This is a genomic window from Amycolatopsis sp. PSD-21 (genome assembly GCF_055561455.1).
Map to the genome: position 1 here is coordinate 3,559,851 of NZ_CM145712.1, position 21,722 is coordinate 3,581,572.

Consider the following 21,722-nt stretch of genomic DNA (forward strand, 5'->3'; position numbering starts at 1 on the left):
GTGGGTGAGAACGACAAGCTTCGCGACTACCTGACGCGAGTCACCGGCGAACTGCAGCGCACGCGCGGCAGGCTGGCCGCGCTGGAGGACCGCGCCGCCGAACCGATCGCGATCGTCGGCATGGGCTGCCGGTTCCCCGGCGGCGTCCGCACGCCGGAGCGGTTCTGGGAACTGCTGACCGCCGGGGAGCACGGGATCACCGGGTTCCCCGAAGACCGTGGCTGGGACGTCGGCGCGCTGATCGACCCGGACCCGGACCACCTGGGCACCAGCTACGTCGACCGAGGCGGATTCGTGGAGGGCGCCGGGGAATTCGACCCGGAGTTCTTCGGTATCTCGCCGCGCGAGGCCGTCTCGATGGATCCGCAGCAGCGGCTCCTGCTGGAGACGTCGTGGGAGGCACTGGAACGCGCCGGGATCGACCCCACCTCGCTGTCCGGTGGCCGCGCGGGGGTCTTCGTCGGCACCAACGGCCAGGACTACGGCCGTGACCTGCCCAAGGGCGTCGAAGGCGTCGAGGGTTACCTCGGCACCGGCATCTCCGGCAGTGTCCTTTCCGGACGGATCTCCTACGTGCTGGGGCTCGAAGGCCCGTCGGTCACCGTCGACACGGCGTGCTCGGCGTCGCTGGTCACGCTGCACCTCGCGGTCCGGGCGTTGCGCGCGGGGGAGTGCGACCTCGCGTTGTCCGGTGGCGCCACCGTGATGGCGAGCCCGGACGCGTTCATCGAGTTCTCGCGTCAGCGCGGCCTGGCGCGCGACGGCCTGGTCAAGGCGTTCGCCGCCGGGGCCGACGGCACCGCGTGGGGCGAGGGCGCCGGCATGATCGTGCTGGAGCGGCTTTCCGACGCCCGGCGCAACGGGCATCCGGTGCTGGCCGTGGTGCGCGGCTCGGCGGTCAACTCCGACGGCGCGTCCAACGGTCTCACCGCGCCGAACGGGCCGTCGCAGCAGCGTGTCATCCGCCAGGCGCTGGCCGACGCTCGACTGTCCACAAAGGATGTGGACGTGGTCGAGGCGCACGGCACCGGCACGACGCTGGGCGATCCGATCGAGGTCCAGGCCCTCCAAGCCACCTACGGCCGCGACCGTGGGGAACGTGGTCCGCTGCTGCTCGGTTCGGTGAAGACGAACATCGGGCACACTCAGGCCGCGGCGGGGGTCGCCGGGATCATCAAGATGGTCCTGGCCCTGCGCAACGGAATCCTGCCCGCGAGCCTCCACATCGACGCCCCGAGCCCGCAGGTCGACTGGTCGCCGGGAACGATCGAGCTGCTGGCCTCCGCCCGACCCTGGCCGTCGGGGGAGATCCGCCGGGCGGGTGTCTCCTCGTTCGGCATCAGCGGCACCAACTCCCACGTACTGCTGGAGCAGGCGCCCGAGGCCGAAGAGTCCACAGTGGACGTAGTCGCTCCGCCGGTGGTGCCGTGGGTGCTGTCCGGCCGGACTCCGGCGGCGCTGCGCGCCCAGGCCCGCGCGCTGCTGGCCGTCGAGGGCGACCCGGCCGACATCGGCTGGTCGCTGGCCGCGACGCGGTCCGTCTTCGAGTACCGGGCCGTCGTCACCGGCCGGGACGAGGAGACTCTGCGTGCCGGTCTGACGGCGATCGCCGAAGGAGAGCCAGCGCTGGGTGCAGCGACCGACGGCGGTCTCGCGGTCTGTTTCACCGGACAGGGTTCCCAGCGGCTCGGCATGGGCCGCGAGCTGTACGAGGCGTACCCGGTGTTCGCCGCCGCGTTCGACCAGGTCTGCGAACTGCTGCCGGGTGTGCGCGAGATCGTCTTCGGTGACGACGCCGACGCCTTGAACGACACGGCGAACGCCCAGCCCGCGCTGTTCGCGCTGGAGGTCGCGCTCTACCGCCTGATCGAATCCTGGGGAGTGGTCCCGGACTTCCTGATCGGGCATTCCGTCGGCGACTTCGCCGCCGCGCACGTCGCGGGCGTCTGGTCGCTGGAAGACGCGGCCGCCCTGATCGCCGCGCGTGGCCGCCTGATGAGCGCCTTGCCACGCGGCGGCGCGATGTGCGCGATCGAGGCGACCGAGGACGAGGTCCGCGCCGCACTGGTCGGGGGAGCGGATGTCGCGGCCGTCAACGGTCCGCGCGCGATCGTCGTCTCCGGCACCGAGGACTCCGTGCGGACCGTCGCCGAGGTGTTCGCCGGGCAGGGGCGCCGGACCAAGCACCTCGCGGTGTCCCACGCGTTCCACTCGGCGCTGATGGACGGCATGCTCGACGACTTCGCCGCCGTCGCCCGCCGGGTCACCTACAAAACCCCGAAGATCGCGCTGATCGCGGGCGTCACCGGCCGTATCGCCGACACCACCGAAATCCTCGACCCGGCCTACTGGGTGCGGCACGTGCGCGAAGCCGTGCGGTTCGCGGACGGGATCGGCGCGCTGGCCGACGCGGGTGTCACCCGCTTCCTCGAACTCGGTCCGGACGGCATCCTTTCGGCCGCGGGGCAGGAAAGCGCCGAGGGCCTGTTCGTGCCCGCGCTGCGCCGCGACCGGCCCGAACCCGAGAGTTTCGTCGCCGCGCTGGCCGCCGTGCACGTCCACGGCGGGAAGGTCCGCTGGGCCGCCGCCTTCGACGGCGCGCGCCCCGTCGACCTCCCCACCTACCCCTTCCAGCGCGAGTTCTACTGGCTTCCCGCGACCCAAGCCGCCGGTGACGCGGCCGGTCTCGGCCTCGGCTCGCTCGGCCACCCGCTGCTCGGCGCGGCCGTTTCGGTCGCCGACGCGGGCGGATTCCTGTTCACCGGCAGCCTTTCGCTCCGGACGCATCCGTGGCTGGCCGACCACCTGGTGCACGGCCAGGTCGTCGTGCCGGGCACCGCGCTGGTCGAACTCGCCGTACGCGCCGCCGACGAAACCGGCTTGGCGGTACTGGAAGAACTGACGCTGCAAACCCCGTTGGTGCTCCCGGAAAGCGGCGCGGTCCAGGTGCAGCTGTGGGCCGGCGCGCCGGAGGACTCCGGCCACCGGTCGCTCACCGTGCACTCGCGCCCGCACGGCACGGGGGAGTGGACACTGCACGCGACGGGTGCGCTCGCCCCGGCCGCTCCCACCCCGGACTGGGAGCTGACCGAGTGGCCGCCGCACGGCGCCGAAGTCGTGTCCCTCGACGGCCGCTACGCCGAACTGGCCGCGGCCGGTCTCGAGTACGGCGAGATCTTCCAAGGTCTGCGTTCCCTGTGGCGCGACGGCGACCACACCTACGCCGAGGTGTCACTGCCCGAGGCCGCCCGCGACCAGGCCGGCCGGTTCGGCCTGCACCCGGCGCTGCTGGACGCGGCGCTGCACGCCCTCGCCGAGGGCGACGGCCCCGCTCGCCTGCCGTTCGCCTGGAGTGACGTCGTCCTGCACGCCTCCGGCGCGGCCGAGCTGCGTGTCCGGCTCACCCCATCCGGTGCCGACGCGGTCAGCCTGCGCGTGGCCGACGGGACCGGTGCGCCGGTCGCCACCGTCGGTTCCCTGGTCGTGCGCCCGGTTTCGGCCGGTCAGCTGCGGCCCACCGCCACCCGTGACGGCTTGTACGAGCTGGCCTGGCGGCCGATCGCCGCGCCGGAAACCGAAGCGCCGAGCTGGGCGCACTTCGCCGACGTCACCGGGGAGGCCCCCGAGATCGTCGTGTGCCGCGCCGAGGGTGACGACGTGCACGCCGTCACCGGCGCCACGCTGGACGTCCTCCGGACCTTCCTCGCCGAAGACCGCTTCGCCGCGTCGATACTGCTTGTCCACACTGGACCGTCCGATGTGGACCCGGTGGCCGCCGCGGTGTGGGGGCTGGTGCGCAGCGCGCAGTCCGAGCATCCGGACCGGTTCCTGCTCGCCGACGCCGACGAGCTGACCGACGCCGTACTGGCCTCCGGTGAGCCGCAGGTCGCCGTCCGCGACGGCGAACTCCGCGTGCCGCGTCTCGTCACGCCCGAATCCACGGGACGGCTGCTCCCGCCGCCCGGGAACTGGCGGCTCGGCCTGTCCGGCAAGGGCACCTTCGACCACCTCACCCTGGAGCCGCTGCCCGACGAGCCGCTGGGCCAGCAGGGGGTCCGGGTCTCCGTCCGCGCCGCCGGGCTCAACTTCCGCGACGTGCTCAACGCGCTCGGCATGTACCCCGGCGAGGCCGGGCTGCTCGGCAGCGAGTTCGCCGGGACCGTCCTCGAGGTCGGCGACGGCGTCACCGACCTGCGCCCCGGCGACGAGGTGATGGGTCTCGTCTCCGGCGGCGCCGGCCCGGTCGCGGTCGCCGAACGGCCGATGATCACCCGCAAACCCGCGGACTGGACCTACGAGCAGGCCGCTTCGACACCGCTGGTGTTCCTCACCGCCTACTACGCGCTGGTCGACCTGGCCGGGCTCAAGGCCGGCGAGTCGATCCTCATCCACGCCGCCGCCGGCGGGGTCGGAATGGCCGCCACCCAGCTCGCGCGCCATCTGGGCGCCGAGGTCTACGGCACGGCCAGCGAGAGCAAGCAGTACGTGCTGCGCGACGCCGGTCTCGACGACGCGCATATCGCCTCCAGCCGCACACTCGACTTCGAGCAGCGGTTCAGCGGTATCGACGTCGTCCTGAACGCGCTCGCGGGGGACTTCGTCGACGCCTCGATCCGCACGATGGCGCCGGGCGGCCGGTTCCTGGAGATGGGCAAGACCGACATCCGCGAGCCCGAAGGCGTCCACTACCGCGCCTTCGACCTGATCGACGCGGGACCGGAGCGGACCGCGCAGATGTGGGACGCGCTGACCGCGCTGTTCGACTCTGGCGCGCTCGTCCCGCTGCCGACCCGGACGTGGGACGTCCGGGAGGCACGGGAAGCGTTCCGGTTCCTCAGCCAGGCCAAGCACATCGGCAAGGTCGCGCTCACCATGCCGCGGGCGCTCGACCCGGACCGGACGGTGCTGATCACCGGCGGCACGGGTGGTCTCGGCGCCCTGATCGCCCGCCATCTCGTGTCCGCGCACGGCGTCCGGAAGCTCCTGCTCACCAGCCGCCGCGGCCTGGACGCGCCGGGTGCGCGGGAGTTGGTGGCCGATCTCCGCGAAACCGGTGCCGAAGTGAAGGTCGTCGCCTGCGACGTCTCCGATCGCGACGCCGTGGCGGCGCTGCTCGACGGCGTCGACCTGACCGGTGTCGTCCACGCCGCCGGTGTCCTGGACGACGGCACTATCGACGCGCTCACCCAGGAGCGGCTGGACTTCGTGCTCGGGCCGAAGGCCGACGCGGCCCGGCATCTGCACGAACTCTCCGGCGATCCGGAACTGTTCGTCACCTTCTCTTCGGCGGCCGGTGTGCTCGGCGCGCCGGGACAAGGCAACTACGCGGCGGCCAACGGCTACCTCGACGGTCTCGCCGCCCACCGCCGTTCGCTCGGTCTCGCCGGGCAGTCGCTGGCCTGGGGACCGTGGGCCGCGGGCATGGCGGAGACCCTCGGCGAGGCCCACCTCGCGCGCCTTCGCGCCGGGGGCACTCCCGCACTCGCCGTCGAGGACGGTCTCGCGCTGTTCGACGCCGCCATCGCCGCCGGGGCGCCGCTGGCCATCCCGGTCCAGCTTGATCTGCCGGTGCTCGCCGCGTCCGGACCGCTCCCGCCGCTGCTCGGCGCGCTGGTCAAACCCGGCCGCCGGACCGCGAAATCGGGCGGTGGGCAGGACTCCTCGCTGGCGCGGCGGCTCGCCGGGCTGACCGAGGCCGACCAGGACCGCGAGCTGCTCGATCTCGTCCGCACCCAGGTCGCCCTCGTGCTCGGGCATGTCAACGCGGCCACCGTCGAGCCCGGCCGCGGGTTCATGGACCTCGGTTTCGACTCGCTGACCGCGGTCGAACTGCGCAACCGGCTCGGCTCCGTGACCGGGCTACGGCTGCCGTCGACGGTGATCTTCGACCATCCGACCCCGGTCGCGCTCGCCGGCTACGTGCGTTCCGAGCTGCTCGGCGACCTGACCGCCGGGCCGCGTACCCGTGCCCGCGTCACCGACGACAGCGAGCCGATCGCGATCGTCGCGACCAGCTGCCGGTTCCCCGGTGGTGTGAACACGCCGGAAGACCTGTGGCGCCTCGTCTCCGAGGGCCGCGAAGGGCTCACGGAGTTCCCCACCGACCGTGGCTGGGACCTGGCGGCGCTGTTCGACCCGACGCCGGGCAAACAGGGCGTCTCGCACACCCGGACGGGCGGATTCCTGCCCGACGCGGGCGACTTCGACCCGGAGTTCTTCGGCATCTCGCCCCGCGAAGCGCTCGCCATGGACCCGCAGCAGCGGCTGCTGCTGGAGATCGCGTGGGAGGCGTTCGAACGCGCGGGGATCCCGCCGGGCAGCCTGCGCGGCAGCGACACCGGCGTCTTCACTGGCGCGATCTACCACGAATACGCCTCCCGGCTGACGAAGATCCCGGAGGAGGTCGAAGGATTCCTCGGCACCGGCACGTCCGGCGCGATGATGTCCGGCCGCGTCTCCTACACCTTCGGGTTCGAGGGGCCCGCCGTCTCGGTGGACACGGCGTGCTCGTCGTCGCTGGTCGCGATGCATCTGGCGAGCCAGGCTCTGCGGTCGGGGGAGTGCTCGCTCGCGCTGGCGGGCGGCGTCACGGTGATGGCCAACCCCGACCCGTTCGTCGACTTCAGCAAGCAGAACGCGATGGCGGCCGACGGCCGCTGCAAGGCGTTCGCCAACGGGGCCGACGGCGTCAGCTGGGGTGAGGGCGCCGGGTTCGTCCTGCTGGAGAAGCTGTCCGACGCGCGCCGCAACGGGCACCCGGTCCTCGCGCTGCTCAAGGGTTCCGCGGTCAACCAAGACGGCGCGTCCAGTGGTCTCACCGCGCCGAACGGGCCTTCGCAGCAACGCGTGATCCGGCAGGCACTCGCCAACGCCGGTCTGTCCACTTCGGACGTCGACGTCGTCGAAGCGCACGGCACCGGAACCAGGCTGGGCGACCCGATCGAGGCGCAGGCCCTGCTCGCCACCTACGGCCAGGACCGCGAAGAGCCGCTGCTGCTCGGCTCGGTGAAGTCGAACTTCGGGCACACGCAGGCCGCGGCGGGCGTGGCCGGGGTGATCAAGATGGTCGAGGCGATGCGGCACGGCGTCGTCCCCGCGACGCTGCACGTCGACGCGCCCTCCGCCCAGGTCGATTGGGAAACCGGCGCGATCCGCGTGGCCACCGAGTCCGCGGGCTGGCCGGAGACCGGCCGTCCGCGCCGGGCGGGGGTGTCCTCGTTCGGGTTCAGCGGGACCAACGCGCACGTCGTGCTCGAACACGTCCCCGCGTCGGAGACCGAGAAACCGGCCAAACGGCCCGCGATGCTGCCCTGGGTCCTTTCCGGGCGTTCCGAGGAAGCCCTGCGGGCGCAGGCCGCGCGGCTCGCGGACCTGACGGCCGACCCGCTCGACGTCGCTTTCACGCTCGCCACCGCCCGGACCGCGCACGAACGCCGTGCGGTCGTCGTCGGGGCCGACCCGTCGGTGCTGCGCGCCGGGCTGGCCGCGTTCGCCGACACCGGCCGGGCCGCCAACGTCGTCTCGGGGCGTGCGGTCACCGGCAGGCTCGCGGTCCTGTTCACCGGCCAGGGTGCCCAGCGCATCGGTATGGGCCAAGGGCTTTACGAGACCTTCCCCGCATTCGCGGCGGCGTATGACGAGGTCGCCGCGTTGCTTCCGCTCGATGGCGACATCGACCGCACGGGTACGGCGCAGCCCGCGATCTTCGCGCTCGAAGTGGCGTTGTTCCGGCTCTTCGAGTCCTGGGGCGTCACCCCGGACCTGTTGGCCGGACACTCGATCGGCGAGATCGCGGCGGCGCACGTGGCCGGGGTGTTGTCGCTGGAGGACGCGGCGAAGCTGGTCGAGGCGCGTGGCCGGCTGATGGAGGCGTTGCCCGAGGGTGGCGCGATGGTCGCGGTGCAGGCGTCCGAGGACGAGGTGCGCGAGTACCTGTCCGACGAGGTCTGTCTGGCCGCGGTGAACGGTCCGCAGGCGATCGTTCTGTCCGGTGTGGACGGTCCGGTCCGCGCGGTCGCCGCCCGGTTCGCCAAGGAAGGGCGTCGCACCAAGCAGCTCGTGGTGTCGCACGCGTTCCATTCGGCGCTGATGGAGCCGATGCTGGCGGAGTTCGCCGCAGTGGCGGAGTCTCTGGAGTACCACCAGCCGCGGATCCCGATCGTGTCCACAGTGACCGAAGGGCCGGATCTGACCGACCCGGCGTATTGGGTGCGCCACGTCCGCGAAACCGTGCGGTTCGCCGATGGTCTCGCGGCGCTGACCGCCGAGGGTGCCACGACGTTCCTCGAACTCGGGCCGGACGCCGTGCTCAGCGCGCTCGTCGACGGCGGGGTGCCCGCCCTGCGCAAGGCCCAGGACGAGGCCCGGACCGCGATGTCCGCGCTGGGCGCCGTGCACGCCGCGGGCGCCCCCGTCGACTGGGACCGCTTCTTCGACGGCACCGGCGCGCGGCCGGTGAACCTGCCCACGTATCCGTTCCAGCGCCGTCGTTTCTGGCTGCTGGCCCCGCCTGGTTCCGGTGACGCCACCGCGCTCGGCCTCGGCGCGCTCGACCATCCGCTGCTCGGCGCCGCCGTCGCGCTGCCCGAACGCGGCGGGCTCGTGCTCACCGGCAGGCTGTCGCTCGACGAACAGCCGTGGCTGGCCGGGCACCGTGTTCGTGACGCCGTCCTGCTGCCCGGCACCGCGTTCGCCGAACTGGCCGTGCGGGCCGGTGACGAGGTCGGTTGCGGAACCGTCGAAGAACTGACGCTGCAAGCACCGCTTGTGCTCACCTCGGCCCCGGTGCAGCTGCGAGTGTCCCTTTCGGACAGTGGTGCCCTGGCGGTGCACTCCCGTCCCGAGGACGGCGACTGGACGCTGCACGCCACCGGCTCGGTGACCACGGCCACCGAGGAACCCTCCGCGCTCACCGAATGGCCGCCGTCCGGCGCGGAACCTGTTGACCTGGATGGCTTCTACTCCACGCTCGCCGACGCCGGGCTCGGCTACGGCGACCCGTTCCGCGGGCTGCGCGCCGCTTGGCGCCAGGGTGACGAGGTCTTCGCCGAGGTCGCGCTGCCCGAGGGCACCGACGTGCGCGGATTCGGGCTGCACCCGGCCCTGCTCGACGCCGTGCTGCACGCCGTCGGCCTGACCGGCGGCCCGGCGCGGCTACCGTTCTCCTGGACCGGGCTGGCGTTGCACGCCACCGGCGCGAGCACCCTGCGGGCGAGGCTCACCCCGGCCGGTCAGGACGCGGTCTCCTTGCGGGTCACCGACGGCACGGGTGCTCCGGTGCTGTCGGTCGCGTCGCTGAGCCTGCGCCCGGTCGGTGACGGGCCGCTGCCCAGCGCCGCCTCCGACGCGCTGTTCGGCATCGACTGGATTCCCGTCGCGCTGCCTTCGGAAGCCGAAGACGTCGCCGTCTACGAAGCCACGTCGCCCGAAGCGACTCTGGAGGTGTTGCAGACCGCCGAAGACCGGCTCGTCGTGCACCTCACCGGTGACAGCCCGGCGCACGCCGCCGTCGCCGGACTGGTGCGCAGCGCACAGGCCGAGTACCCGGACCGGTTCGTCCTGGTCCACGGCACCGGTGACGCCCGGATCGCGGCCGCCGCCGGTGAGCCCGAGGTCGCGTTCACCGAAGACGGTCCGCGCGTTCCGCGGCTGACGCGGTCCCGCGCGACCGCCGACCCCGACTGGACCCTCGACGGCACCGTGCTGGTCACCGGCGGTACCGGTGGACTCGGCGCGCACGTCGCCCGTCGGCTCGTCGAGCGGCACGGCGTCCGCCATCTACTGCTGGCCGGACGCCGGGGTGCCGACGCTCCCGGTGCCGAGGAACTGCGGGAGGAGCTCGCCGCTCTCGGCGCGGAAGTGACGATCGCCGCCTGCGACGTCGCCGACCGCTCCCAGCTGGAGTCCGTGCTCGCACTCGCCGAGCCGCAGCTCAGCGGGGTGGTGCACGCGGCGGGCGTCCTCGACGACGGTGTCCTCTCCGCGATGACGCCCGAGCGGCTCGCCGCCGTGGCCGGACCGAAGGCCGAGGCCGCGCGGCATCTGCACGAATTGACCACTGACCTGAAGCTGTTCGTCACGTTCTCCTCGATCGCCGGCGCCCTCGGCGCTCCCGGTCAGGCGAACTACGCGGCCGCCAACGGCTACCTCGACGGTCTCGCCGGCCTCCGGCGCGCGCAGGGCCTTCCCGGCACGTCGATCGCCTACGGCCTCTGGGAAACCGGCATGGGCGAGGGCCGCGGTGGCGCGGCACTGCCCGTCGAGGCCGGGCTGGAGCTGTTCGACCTGCTGGCTCTCGGTGACGACCCGCGGCCCGTCGCGGCCAAGCTCGATCTGGCCGCGCTGCGGGCAGAGGCCGAGGTACCGCATGTGCTGCGGAGCCTGGTCCGGCCCCGACGTCGCCGTGCGGCGGAGGAAGCGGAAGCCGCGGGCCTGCGGCAACGTCTGGCGGGCGTACCCGCCGGGGAGCGCACGCGGCTGCTGACCGAACTGGTCCGCACCGAAGCCGCGCACGTCCTCAGCCACACCAGCCCCGACGCCGTCGAAGCCGACCGCGCCTTCGGTGACCTGGGTTTCGACTCGCTCACGGCGGTCGAGTTCCGCAACCGGCTCGGTACGGTCACCGGACTGCGGCTCCCGGCGACCCTCACCTTCGATCACCCGACCCCGGTGGCACTGGCCGAGTTCCTGCTCGCCGAACTGCTCGACGAACCCGCCGACGCGACCCCGGTCTTCACCGCCGCGCGCGCCGACGGCGACCCGATCGTCATCGTCGGCATGGCCTGCCGCTATCCGGGCGGCGTGACGTCTCCGGAAGAACTGTGGGACCTCGTGGCCGGCGGCCGCGACGGCGTGACCCGGTTCCCCGAGGACCGCGGCTGGGACGTCGACGGCATCTACGACCCCGACCCCGACCAGCCTGGCAAGACCTACACCCGCGAGGGCGGTTTCCTGCACGACGCGGGCGACTTCGATCCGGAATTCTTCGGGATCTCGCCCCGGGAAGCGCTCGCGATGGACCCGCAGCAACGTCTCCTGCTCGAAGTCGCCTGGGAGGCGCTCGAACGCTCCGGTACCGATCCGACGTCACTCAAGGGCAGCCCGACCGGGGTGTTCGCGGGCGTCATGTACCACGACTACGGCACCCGGCTCGGCAACGACGTTCCCGACGACGTCGAGGGTTTCCTCGGCACCGGCACCTCGGGTTCGGTGCTGTCCGGCCGGGTCGCCTACACCCTCGGACTGGAAGGCCCGGCGGTTTCGGTCGACACCGCGTGCTCCTCGTCGCTGGTCGCCCTGCACTGGGCGACGCAGGCACTGAAGTCGGGGGAGTGCTCGCTGGCGCTGGCCGGTGGTGTCACCGTGATGGCGACGCCCGAGACCTTCATCGGGTTCTCGCGTCAGCGCGGCCTCGCCGCCGACGGCCGCTGCAAGTCCTTCTCGGCCGACGCCGACGGCACCGGCTGGGCCGAAGGCGCCGGGATGCTCGTGCTGGAACGGCTTTCCGACGCGCGCCGCAACGGGCACCGCGTCCTCGCGGTCGTCAAGGGCTCGGCGGTCAACTCCGATGGCGCGTCCAACGGTCTCACCGCGCCGAACGGTCCTTCGCAGCAGCGCGTGATCCGGCAGGCGCTGGCCGCCGCCGGGGTCCCTTCGTCCACTGTGGACGCCGTCGAGGCGCACGGCACCGGTACGACGCTGGGCGACCCGATCGAGGCACAGGCGCTCCTGGCCACGTACGGCCGCGAGCGTGACGGCGAACCGCTGTACCTCGGCTCGGTGAAGTCGAACTTCGGCCACACGCAGGCCGCGGCGGGCGTCGCCGGGATCATCAAGATGGTCCAGGCGATGCGCCACGGTGTCCTGCCGCCGACGCTGCACCTGGGCGAGGCGACCCCGCACGTCGACTGGGAAGCCGGTGACGTCGAGTTGCTCGCCGAAGGCCGGGAGTGGCCGGAGACCGGGCGGCCGCGGCGGTCCGCCGTGTCCTCCTTCGGGATCAGCGGCACCAACGCGCATGTCATCCTCGAACAGCCTCCGGCCGAAACGCCTGCCCCGCGAGAAGTCGTGGCTCCCGCGCTCGTGCCGTGGGTGCTCTCTGGCCGCGCCGAGAACACGGTGCGCGAGCAGGCCGGGCGCCTGCTCGGCCGCGACGGTGAGCCGGTCGATGTCGGTTTGGCGCTCGCCACGACCCGGACCGCGCACGAGCGGCGTGCCGTCGTACTCGGCGCCACGGACGTGGATCTCCGCACCGGACTCGAAGCACTTGCCGAAGGCGCGACCACAACGTCGGTCGTCGCCGGACGGGTACTGCCCGGCCGGACGGCGTTCCTGTTCACCGGTCAGGGATCGCAGCGTCCCGGTATGGGCGAAGGGCTTTACGCCGCCTTCCCGGCGTTCGCCGCGGCGTACGACGAGGTCACCGCGCTGCTCCCGGCAGGCGGCGACCTGAGCCGCACCGGTGCCGCGCAGCCCGCGATCTTCGCGCTGGAGGTCGCGCTGTACCGGCTCGCCGAGTCGTGGGGTGTCGTGCCCGACTTCGTGGCCGGGCATTCGATCGGCGAGATCGCGGCCGCGCATGTGGCGGGCGTGCTTTCGCTGGAAGACGCGGCCAAGCTCGTCGAGGCGCGCGGTCGGCTGATGGAGGCGCTGCCCGAAGGCGGCGCGATGGTCGCGGTCCAGGCGAGTGAGGACGAGGTGCGTGAGCACCTGACGCCGAAGGTGTCGCTGGCCGCCGTCAACGGCCCCGACGCGGTCGTCCTCTCGGGAGCCGCGTCGCCGACGCTCAAGCTGGCCAAGAAGTTCGAGAAACTCGGCCGCCGCACGAAGCGGCTGGACGTCTCGCACGCGTTCCACTCGGCCCTGATGGAGCCGATGCTCGACGAGTTCGCCGCCGTGGTGCGGGAACTCGGCTTCTCGGCGCCGAAGATCCCGTTCGTGTCCACAGTGGACGGCGAGCCGGTGGCACGGGTCGCCGAACCGGAGTACTGGGTCGAGCACGTCCGCGCCACCGTCCGGTTCTCGGCCGGGCTCGCGTGGCTGCGTGAGGCCGGGGTGACCAAGTTCCTGGAACTCGGCCCGGCCGCCGTGCTGACCGCGCTCGCGGACGACGGCCCGGACACCTTCGCGGCGTCGTTCCTGCGCGCCGACCGCGGCGAAGCGGAGACCGCGCTCACCACGCTGGCCGCCGCGTACACCCGCGGTGTTCCCGTCGACTGGGCCGCGGTGTTCCGCCCGACCGGCGCCCGCGTCGTCGACCTGCCGACGTCGGTGTTCGACCGCCGCCGCTTCTGGCTCGCCGCCGGGTCCGGCGGGGGCGACGTCACCACGGCCGGGCTCCAGGCCGCCGGACACCCGCTGCTGGGCTCCGCCGTGCCGTTCGCCGACGGCGACGGCTGGGTCCTCACCGGACGGCTTTCGGTCGCCACCCACCCGTGGCTGGCCGGGCACGCCGCGTTCGGCGAAGTGCTCGTCCCCGGCACCGGCCTGCTCGAACTCGCGGTCCGCGCCGGTGACGAAGCCGGCTGTGGAGGCGTGGAGGAACTGACCCTGGCCGCGCCGCTGGTGCTGCCGCCGCACGGCGCGCTGGACGTCCAGGTGCTCGTCGGCGCGGCGGGCACGGGCGGACGCCGCCCGGTTTCGGTGCATTCGCGTGCCCCGCAAGGGGAATGGACCGAGCACGCCACCGGCACCCTCGCGCCCGAGGCTGCCCCCGTGCCGTCCGGCCTCACCGAGTGGCCGCCCGCCGCCGAGCCGATCTCCCTCGACGGGCTGTACGCGGACATGGCGGCCGCGGGGCTCGACTACGGCCCGCCGTTCCGCGGGCTGACCGCCGCCTGGCGCGACGGGGACACGGTGTTCGCCGAGGTCGAGCTGCCCGAGGGCACCGAAGTCGACGGCTTCGGCCTGCATCCGGCACTGCTCGACGCCGCACTGCACACTCTGGGGCTCACGCCGGGGGAGGGCACCCGGCTGCCGTTCCTGTTCGGCGACGTCACCCTGCACGCCACCGGCGCCACCGCGCTGCGCGTCCGGGTCACGCGCGCCGGATCCGGATTCTCCTTGCTGGCCACCGACGCCACCGGTGCGCCGGTCGCCACGATCGGCACGGTCGCGGTCCGGACCGCGGAGGCACCGAGGCAGCGCGGCACCGACTCGCTGTACGAGCTGACCTGGGTCGAGGTGCCCGCCGACGGCGACATCGGCGAAGACGTCCAGGTCTTCACCGCCCCGGATGCCGAGCCGAGGGAAGCGCTGGCCGCGACCCTCGCCGCCGTCCAGGAATTCCTCGCCGACGGCGGGCCGCGCCTGGTCGTGTGCACGGGCGACGACCCGGCGGGAGCCGCTGTCCGTGGTCTCGTCCGCACCGCCGCGTCGGAGCACCCGGACCGGTTCGTCGTCCTCGAAGGGGATGACGTGGCGAAGGCGCTGGCCACCGGTGAACCACAGGTCCGGATCCGCGACGGCGTCGCGGAAGTCCCGCGGCTCGCCCGGGCCACGGCGGGAGAACCCGCGATCTGGGGCGAGGGCACGGTTCTCGTCACCGGCGGCACCGGCGGGGTCGGGGCGGCCATCGCCCGGCACCTGGCGCCGCGGGTCACCCGGCTGGTGCTCACCAGCCGCCGCGGCCTCGACGCGCCCGGCGCCGCGGCACTGGCGGAAGAGCTCGGCGCCGAGGTCGTCGCCTGCGACGTCACCGACCGCGACGCGCTCGCCGCGCTGCTCGACGGGATCGAAGACCTCACCGGCATCGTGCACGCGGCCGGGGTGCTCGACGACGGCGTCGTCACCGAGCTGACCCCGGAGCGCTTCGACACCGTGCTGCGGCCCAAGGCCGAGGCGGCGCTCGCGCTCCACGAACTCACCCTCGGCAGGCCGTTGACCCAGTTCGTGCTGGTGTCCTCGGTGTCCGGGATCCTCGGCGGTCCGGGGCAGGCCAGCTACGCCGCGGCCAACGCCCTGCTCGACGACCTCGCGCGCCGCCGTCACGCGGAGGGATTGCCCGCTCGTTCGCTGGCGTACGGGCTGTGGGCCAACGGTATGGGCGGACAGTCCGATGTGGACCGTCTGGCCCGCGCCGGCTTCGGCGCGCTGACCGACGAAGAAGGCCTGGCGTTGTTCGACGCCGCGCTGGCCGCTCCGACGCCGGTCCCGGTTCCGGTCAAGCTCGACCTGGCGACGTTGCGCACGCTGGCCCGCACGAGCGAGCCCGCCCCCGCGCTGCGCGGTCTGGTCCGGGTGCCGAAGCGGCGGGGTGCGGCCAACGCCGCGGCCGCCGCCGGGCTGACCGCGACGCTCGCCCGGCTTTCGCCCGACGACCAGCTCTCGCATCTGGCCGGCCTCGTCCGCGGCCACGTCGCCGACGTGCTCGGACACGGCACCGCGACGTCGATCGAAGCCGGTCGCGCGTTCACCGAACTCGGCTTCGATTCGCTCACCGCCGTCGAACTGCGCAACCGGCTCGGCGAGGCGACCGGTCTGCGGCTACCCGCCACGCTGGTGTTTGACCACCCGAACCCGGCGGCGCTGGCGGCCCACATCCGCGGCGAACTGGCCGGTGACGAGGCAGGTGTGGACGCCGCGCCGGTCAGGGTGGCCGAGCCGGACGAGCCCATCGCCATCGTCGCGATGAGCTGCCGGTTCCCGGGCGGGGTGAGCTCGCCGGAGGACCTGTGGCGCCTGGTCGCCGAGGGGACCGACGCGATCACGCCGTTCCCCTCCGACCGCGGGTGGGATCTCGACCGGCTGTACCACCCGGACCCCGACCATCCCGGCACCAGCTACGCCCGCGAAGGCGGCTTCCTGCACGACGCCGCCGACTTCGACGCCGAGTTCTTCGGCATCTCGCCGAGGGAGGCGGTCACCGTCGACCCGCAGCAGCGCTTGCTGCTGGAGACCGCGCAGGAGGCGTTCGAGCGCGCCGGGATCGACCCGGTCTCGCTGCGCGGAAGCGCCACCGGTGTGTTCGCGGGCGTCATGTACGACGACTACGCGTCGCGGCTGGCCGCCACCCCGGACGGGATGGAAGGCCTGCTCGGGACCGGCAGCGCCAGCAGCGTGCTGACCGGCCGGGTCGCCTACACCTTCGGGCTCGAAGGCCCGGCGGTCTCGGTCGACACGGCGTGCTCGTCCTCGCTGGTCGCCCTGCACTGGGCGGCGCAGGCGCTGCGCTCGGGTGAATGCGGGCTGGCGCTGGTCGGCGGTGCGACCGTGATGGCCAGCCCGAACCCGTTCATCGAATTCTCGCGTCAGCGCGGCCTGGCCGCCGACGGCCGCTGCAAGCCGTTCGCGGCCGCGGCCGACGGCACCGCCTGGGCCGAGGGCGCCGGATTCCTGCTCCTGGAGCGGCTTTCCGACGCACGCCGCAACGGACGCCACGTGCTGGCGGTCGTGAAGGGCAGCGCGGTCAATCAGGACGGCGCGTCCAACGGCATGACCGCGCCCAACGGACCCTCGCAGCAGCGGGTGATCCGTCGCGCACTGGCCGCCGCGGGCGTCGAGTCGTCCACTGTGGACGCCGTCGAGGCGCACGGCACCGGGACCGCGCTTGGCGATCCGATCGAGGCACAGGCGCTGCTGGCCACCTACGGCCAGGACCGCGACGAGCCGCTGTGGCTGGGCTCGGTGAAGTCCAACATCGGCCACACGCAGGCCGCCGCCGGGCTCGCCGGGATCATCAAGATGGTCGAGGCGATGCGGCACGGTGTCCTGCCCGCGACCCTGCACGTCGACGAGCCGTCCCCGCACGTCGACTGGGAAGCGGGCGAGGTCCGGCTGCTCACCGAGGCACGGCCGTGGCCGGAGGCGGGCCGTCCCCGGCGGGCGGCGGTATCGGCGTTCGGGATCAGCGGCACCAACGCGCACGTGATCCTGGAGCAGGTCCCCGAACCTTCGGTGCCCGCGCGGACTCCGGCGCCGCCGTCGCTGCTGCCGTGGGTGCTCAGCGCCCGCACCGAGGACGCGCTGCGAGCCCAGGCCGGACGGCTGCTCGGCACCGTCGGATTCGCCGACCCGGTCGACATCGGCTACGCGCTGGCGACCACCCGGACCGCGTTCGAGCGGCGGGCGGTGCTCACCGGTGACGCCGACGCGTTGCGCACCGGGCTGGCCGCGCTCGCCGGCGGCCGGAGCACCCCGGAGGTCGTCACCGGCCGTGCCACGGAAGGAAAACTGGCGCTGCTGTTCACCGGGCAAGGTTCCCAGCGGCTCGGCATGGGCCGAGGGCTCTACGAGGCGTTCCCGGTGTTCGCGGCGGCGTATGACGAGGTAGCCGCGCTGCTCCCGCTCGATGGCGACATCGATCGCACCGGCACCGCGCAGCCCGCGATTTTCGCGCTGGAAGTCGCGCTCTTCCGGCTCGTGGAGTCGTGGGGGATCCGCCCCGATTTCCTGGCCGGGCATTCGATCGGGGAGATCGCCGCCGCCCACGTGGCCGGGGTGTTCTCCCTGGAGGACGCGGCGAAGCTCGTCGAAGCACGCGGCCGGTTGATGGAGGCGCTACCCGAGGGCGGCGCTATGGTCGCGGTCCAGGCGTCCGAGGACGAGGTGCGCGAGTACCTGTCCGAAGAGGTCTGTCTGGCCGCGGTGAACGGTCCGCAGGCGATCGTTCTGTCCGGTGTGGACGGTCCGGTCCGCGAGGTCGCCGACAGGTTCGCGAAGGAAGGCCGCCGGACCAAGGCGTTGGTCGTCTCGCACGCGTTCCATTCCTCGCTGATGGAGCCGATGCTGGCGGAGTTCGCCGAAGTGGCGGAAAGCTTGAGCTACCACGAGCCGCGGATCCCGATCGTGTCCACAGTGGCCGAAGCGGCGGATCTGACCGACCCGGGCTACTGGGTGCGCCACGTGCGGGAGACCGTGCGCTTCGCCGACGGTGTCCGCGCGCTCGCCGAAGCGGGCGTCACCCGGTTCGCCGAATTGGGCCCGGACGGCGTGCTCTCCGCGATGGGTCTCGACAGTGCCCCCGACGCGATGTTCGTCCCGGTGCTGCGCAAGGACCGCGACGAACGGCAAACCGCCGCCCTCGCATTCAGCCGACTAATTGCGGCCGGGGCCGAGGCCGACTGGACGAAGTTCTTCGACGGCACCGGCGCCCGTGCCGTCCCGCTGCCCACGTACGCGTTCCAGCGCGAGCGGTTCTGGCTCGACCCGCCCGCCGTCGCAGGGGACGCCGCGGGGCTGGGCCTGGCCGCGGCCGGGCACCCGCTGCTCGGCGCGACCGTGCCGACGGCGGGTGAGGACGGCCTGGTCGGCTACGGCAGGCTTTCCCGCGCGGCACAGCCGTGGCTGGCCGATCACGCGGTGCTCGGCACCGTCCTGGTCCCCGGCGCGGCGCTGATCGAACTCGCCGTCCGGGCTGGCGACGAACTCGGCTGCGCCCGCGTGGCCGAACTGACCATCGCGGCGCCGATGGTGCTGCCCGAGACCGGCGGTCTCGCCGTGCAGGTCGTGGTCGGGGCCGCGGACGACGACGGACGGCGTCCGGTGTCGATCCACTCCCGGCTCGACGAGGCTGCCTGGACCGAACACGCGACCGGTCTGCTCGCCCCCGGCGACGCGTATCCGGCGGCCAAGGACACCGCGTGGCCGCCCGCCGGAGCCGAGGCTCTCGACGTCACTGGGCTCTACCCGGGGCTCGCCGACGCGGGCCTGGAGTACGGGCCGGTGTTCCAAGGCCTCACCGCCGCCTGGCTCGTGGACGGCGAGGTCTGCGCCGACCTCGAACTGCCCGCGGTGGCGCATGCCGACGCCGGGAAGTTCGGCCTGCACCCGGCCCTGCTCGACGCCGCGCTGCACGCCATCGTCCTGCTGCCGGGCAACGCCGAGACCACCCGGTTGCCGTTCCTCTGGCGTGACGTCGTGCTGCACGCGGCCGGCGCCACCGCCGCCCGGGTCCGGGTCGCCGCCTCCGGGACCGACTCGGTGCGGCTGGAGCTCACCGACGGCGCCGGAGCGCCGGTGCTCACGGTGGGATCGTTGCTGCTGCGCGAGGTCACCGACCTCGGCCCGGCGTCTCCGTCCACTTCGGACTCGCTGTTCCGGCTCGCCTGGTCCCAGGTCACGAAGGGTTCCCCGGCCGCGTCGACGGAGCTGCTTTCGGCGGTACCGGGAGCAGGCGAGACTCCGGCGGCCACCCATGCGCTTCTGCGGAGCACGCTGGCGAAGCTCCAGGAATGGCTGACCAAGGAGAAGGACGCCATCCTCGTGGTGCGCACCGAGAACGCGGTCGCCGTGTCCACTTGGGACACTGTCGACCCGGCTTCGGCCGCGGTGTGGGGCCTGGTCCGCAGCGCCCAGTCCGAGAACCCCGGCAGGCTGGTGCTGCTCGACGCGACCGAGGCCGACGTCGACACCGCCCTGGCCGTGCTGGGCGACGAAACCCAGCTGGCCGTGCGGGACGGCGTCGTCCACGCCGCGCGGCTGCTGACCGCCGCGTCGTCGCCGGATCTCGCGCCGCCGTGGCACGAACCGGCCTGGCGCCTCGACAGCGTCGTCAAGGGCACCCTCGACCGGCTCTCCTTCGAGCCGTACCCCGATGTGCTCGAACCGTTGCTGCCGCGCGAGGTCCGGATCGCCACCCGCGCGGCCGGGACGAACTTCCGCGACGTGCTCAACGTGCTCGGCATGTACCCGGGTGACGCCGGCCGGATCGGCTACGAGGCCGCCGGTGTCGTCACCGACGTCGGGTCCGAGGTGACCGACCTCGTGCCGGGTGACCGGGTGATGGGCCTGGTGCACGGCGGGTTCGGTCCGCTCACCTTCGCCGACCGGGATCTGCTGGCCAAGATGCCCGAGGGCTGGACGTTCGAAGAGGCCGCGTCCGTACCGCTGGTGTTCCTCACCGCTTACTACGCGCTGACCGACCTCGGCGGGCTGAAGAAGGGCGAGTCGGTGCTCATCCACGCCGCCGCCGGTGGTGTCGGGATGGCCGCCACGCAGCTCGCGCGGCATCTCGGCGCCGAGGTGTTCGGCACCGCGAGCGAGGGCAAGTGGGACGTCCTGCGCGCCGCCGGGCTGGCCGACGACCACATCGCGTCGTCGCGGACGCTCGACTTCGAGGAACGGTTCCTCGAGACCACCGGCGGCAAGGGCGTGGACGTCGTCCTCAACGCGCTGACGGGCGACTTCATCGACGCGTCGATGCGCCTGTTACCGCGTGGTGGACGGTTCGTGGAAATGGGGAAGACCGACGTCCGTCCGGACGGCGGCGGCGCGGGGCACCATCCCGGTGTGACTTACCAGGCGTTCGACGTGATCGACGCGGGCAACCACCGGATCGCGCGGATATGGGAGGAGTTGATCGCCTTGTTCGACCAGGGCGCGCTCACCCCGTTGCCGATCCGCACCTGGGATCTGCGCCGGGCTCCGGAGGCGCTGCGCTTCCTGTCGCAGGCCAAGCACGTCGGCAAGGTCGTGCTGACCGTGCCGCGCCGCCCGGTCGGCGGCACCGTGCTCGTCACCGGCGGCACCGGTGGGCTCGGCGCGGTGCTGGCCAGGCATCTGGTCACCCGGCACGACGTCGAGGACCTGGTGCTCACCAGCCGCCGTGGCCCGGACGCGCCCGGCGCGGCCGAACTGGCCGCGGAACTGACCGGGCTGGGCGCGACCGTGCGGATCGAGGCGTGCGACGCCGCCGACCGCACCGCGCTCGCCGCGGTGCTGGACCGCACCCCGGAACTGACCGGGGTGGTGCACGCGGCGGGCGTCCTCGACGACGGCCTGCTCACCGCGCTCACCCCCGAGCGGCTGGAGAAGGTGCTGCGGCCCAAGGTGGACGCGGCGTGGAACCTGCACGAGCTGACCCGCGGCCACGACCTGACGATGTTCGTCCTGTTCTCCTCGGCCGCCGGAGTGCTCGGCGCGCCGGGGCAGGCGAACTACGCCGCGGCGAACACCTTCCTCGACGGGCTCGCGCATCACCGCCGTGGCCTCGGCCTGCCGGCGACGTCGCTCGCCTTCGGTCTCTGGGCCGACGGTATGGGCGACTCCGCCGACGCGGACCGCATGGGCCGCGACGGGGTCGGCAGTTTCGACCCCGCCGAGGGACTGGAGCTGTTCGACCTGGCCACCGGCCTGGCCGAACCGGTCTCGGTGCCGGTGAAGCTGGACGTCGCCGGTCTCCGCGCGATGACCGGGCCGGTGCCGCCGCTGCTGCGCGGTCTCGTCCGCGGTTCGGTGCGGCGTGCCGCACCGGTGGACGCCGCGGCGCAGGCCGACGGGCTCAAACGACGGCTCGCCGGGCTGTCGCAGGCGGACGCCGAACTGGTGCTGCTCGGGGTGGTGCGCGGCCAGGCCGCGGCCGCGCTCGGGCACGACGGCGCGGACTCGATCGAGCCGGGCCGGGCGTTCACCGAACTGGGCTTCGACTCGCTGACCGCGGTCGAGCTGCGCAACGGGCTCGACGCGGCCACCGGACTGCGTCTTCCCGCGACGCTGATCTTCGACTACCCGACCCCGGACGACCTCGCCAAGTTCCTGCAGTCCGAAGTGATCCCGGCCGCGGACACCGGCTTGGCCTCCGGGATCGACAAGCTCGCCGCCGAACTGTCCACAGTGGACTTGGCGAGCGCGGACGGTGCCGAGGTCGAGGCGAAGCTGCGGAACCTGGTGTCCCTGTGGCAGGACCGGACGCGCCCGTCGTCCGGCGGCGACGCGGATCTGGAAGTGGACACCATCGACGACATGTTCGCCCTGCTGGACAACGAACTCTGACCCCGGCCCGCCGC

General features: G+C 73.1%; 1 protein-coding gene. It reads left to right on the forward strand.

What is annotated here, in order from left to right:
* Positions 1-21,708, forward strand: coding sequence for an SDR family NAD(P)-dependent oxidoreductase (locus ACZ1DY_RS17065; protein WP_465484921.1), 21,708 nt, complete (start codon positions 1-3; stop codon positions 21,706-21,708).
* Positions 21,709-21,722: the final 14 nt, after the last annotated feature.